This is a genomic window from Quyinboa ferrireducens, assembly GCF_042436675.1.
In the GTDB taxonomy this organism is placed as follows: Bacteria; Bacteroidota; Bacteroidia; order Bacteroidales; family UBA5342; genus JBHJHP01.
Genome location: NZ_JBHMVA010000051.1, coordinates 1 through 2,460 on the forward strand (window position 1 = coordinate 1; position 2,460 = coordinate 2,460).

The 2,460-nt window shown below is 33.2% G+C and carries 3 protein-coding genes; all 3 read right to left on the reverse strand.

Annotated features, from left to right (window positions below; translation table 11 throughout):
* Window positions 1-347 precede the first annotated feature (347 nt).
* The 3 genes from ACE01N_RS20285 to ACE01N_RS20295 all read right to left on the reverse strand — a co-directional run bounded on the left by ACE01N_RS20285 (window position 348) and on the right by ACE01N_RS20295 (window position 2,366).
* Window positions 348-776, reverse strand: coding sequence for a hypothetical protein (locus ACE01N_RS20285; RefSeq protein ID WP_380592868.1), 429 nt, complete (start codon window positions 774-776; stop codon window positions 348-350).
* 307 nt (window positions 777-1,083) lie between these two features.
* Window positions 1,084-1,437: a hypothetical protein gene (locus ACE01N_RS20290; RefSeq protein ID WP_380592870.1), complete on the reverse strand. Its 354-nt coding sequence runs from the start codon at window positions 1,435-1,437 to the stop codon at window positions 1,084-1,086.
* 209 nt (window positions 1,438-1,646) lie between these two features.
* Window positions 1,647-2,366 carry a hypothetical protein gene (locus tag ACE01N_RS20295; protein WP_380592872.1) on the reverse strand — a complete coding sequence of 240 codons (720 nt, stop codon included), beginning with the start codon at window positions 2,364-2,366 and terminating at the stop codon, window positions 1,647-1,649.
* Between the last annotated feature and the right edge of the window lie 94 nt (window positions 2,367-2,460).

Below are 2,460 nucleotides of genomic sequence, written 5' to 3' on the forward strand. Positions count from 1 at the left end.
AATTCAATTGCTTTAGGATTATAAACAGGTTTCTCATGCTGTACTTTGCAAGATTGTAAAATCGAAATGAAAATCAATAGGGAGATTATCAGGTTTATCGTATTAGTAATCTTAGTTTTATCAATCATTTTCTATTGTTTAAGTTAAATGTTTAATTTTTAGAATTTGGTTTGGATAAATGCCCTACAACGTTCCCGCGGTATGGTGTCGTGGCAGTTTCTTTCACCCGTGAAAGGAACTGTCATGACGAAAGGCGCTTGCAGCGAACGTTGAATTATTTGGTTTAAAAGTACTGCCATGCACTATGACCGCGTGTTGTGCACAGTAAATTTTTATTCATTTTATTTTCATGGCAATAGATATAATCTCCAACCACTCCAAAAGTCATGATAACGACTAATAAAATCTTTGAATTCTGATGTTGTTGGTAAATTATTTCTTAGTGCAAATATTTCATAGTCATTTTTGTTTTGAAATTCTGTCATTTTAGAAGTCTTTAAGTCAAAGATTAGATATTTGTTACCATCTATATTTGCACATAGCTTGTCATTCTTAATAGCAAATTCATTTATATGTTTTTGTTGAAGTTTATTTTGTACTTCTACCTTAAAATATGTCCAAACTCCATCTCCGTTATAAATTACTTGTCTATGTCCAACTGGAATTCTGTAAGAGTCTCCAAGTCCATGATTTCCCCAATATGTAAATGCATAGAAAAAAAGTCCAATTGAGAAAAACAAACCAATTACAGACCAAGTCTTAAATTTTTTATTCATCCATTTATTCAGTTGTTTAATATGTGTTATCCTACTCAAAAAGAGCAGAATCAGAAAAGTCATAGTCGCATAAACAGAAGCCTGTATTGCGATTTTAATCAGCATAAATATGAAATGGAATAATGTGAACATTCTCTGCTTTTATTGTGCACAACGTTCCCGCGGTATGGTGTCGTGGCAGTTTCTTTCACCCGTGAAAGGAACTGTCAGGACGAAAGGCGCTTGCAGCGAACGTTAAATTGTTTTATATAAAAGTACTGCCATGCACTATGACCGCGTGTTGCCTGCAGTGTTTTTTTATTCAAATTTATTCCATTTTTTGAGGATGTTTCTTCTTTGTCAAATGTCTAATTAACATTATAGCAAAAATTAAAATCCACCAAGAAGATAGAATAATCAATCCTTTTAACGCTCCATAATAAAAGCCAATACTAATCATTAGCCCAATTGCTAAAATATTTGGTACAGGGAAACCAAATCCAGGATCTCCACCGGAAGCAGCGATCCCAATTCCCCAAACCAATGCATAACAAAACGATACTATCAGGAGTCGTATATAAACATTCAAATTAGATACCCACTTGGAAATCAACCTTATACCGAAATATCCAATCACAATATAAATAGCGATTCCAAGTATTAATTGTAAGGCATCCCACATATCTAAAATAAATAATCAATCATATGTCAAATTATTGTCAGTGAACTTTTTTAACAACATTGCAGGCAACGTTCCCGCGGTATGGTGTCGTGGCAGTTTCTGTCCGATAGGATAGGAACTGTCAGGACGAAAAGAGCCAGCTGCGAACGTTGAAATATTTTATTTAAAAGTACTGCCATGCACTATACCGTGTGTTAGCGGTTGTTTTTTCATCTTTTGAAAGTAAAAGTTAATCCAACTTTTAAGAAATCATATTTGTCAATATTTTCATAGTCAAGCGTAATGCCTATTAGTTTCTTAAAAACAAAACTTTTTATAAAAGCTGTGTATGTAAAATAGTCGAAATAATACCCAGTTGATAATCCCGCATATAATTTTCGATAGATAAAAATATTACTCAACCCAATCTCAAATCCCATATTTTTTTCGTTATTCAGGTCATGATAACCAAGTTTAAATTTGGCTACGATGTCAGTATTTTTAATAAATGTTTCCGCTGAGATATTAAAATTGGTAAAATCAAAATCCCTTGTTGGATAGTTATATTTATAAAATTCAACTGCTAGTAAAGATAAATATCTAGGGTATTTCCATCCAGCGCTGATTCCATAAGAATAGTCTTTATTAAAGTCTGTGTTTCCTTGTAGTTTAAATACAAAGTCTTCTGAAAAATCTTCAAAATGTATTAAAGGTCTTTCGTCATAGCCATTACTTATTTGTAGTCCAGATGTTGAGCTAATAAAGTCGTGTTGTACACCTATTGTCAACCACTTTGTGTTATAAATATCTAGTCTATTTATTACTCCCGAAAGCATTTCATTAACGTCGGTTGAATCTTTACCTTCAACATCTTGAGCATTTGTTTCAATTGAAAAGACAACAATCAAGAAACTTAGTATTAATATTTTAAACTTTAAGGTTTGTTTCATCTTGGTTTTCAAATAACCGCTAACGTTCCCGCGGTATGGTGTCGTGCGGTTGACTGTCCCACGAAGTGGAGACTGTCAAGCCGTAAAGACGGCA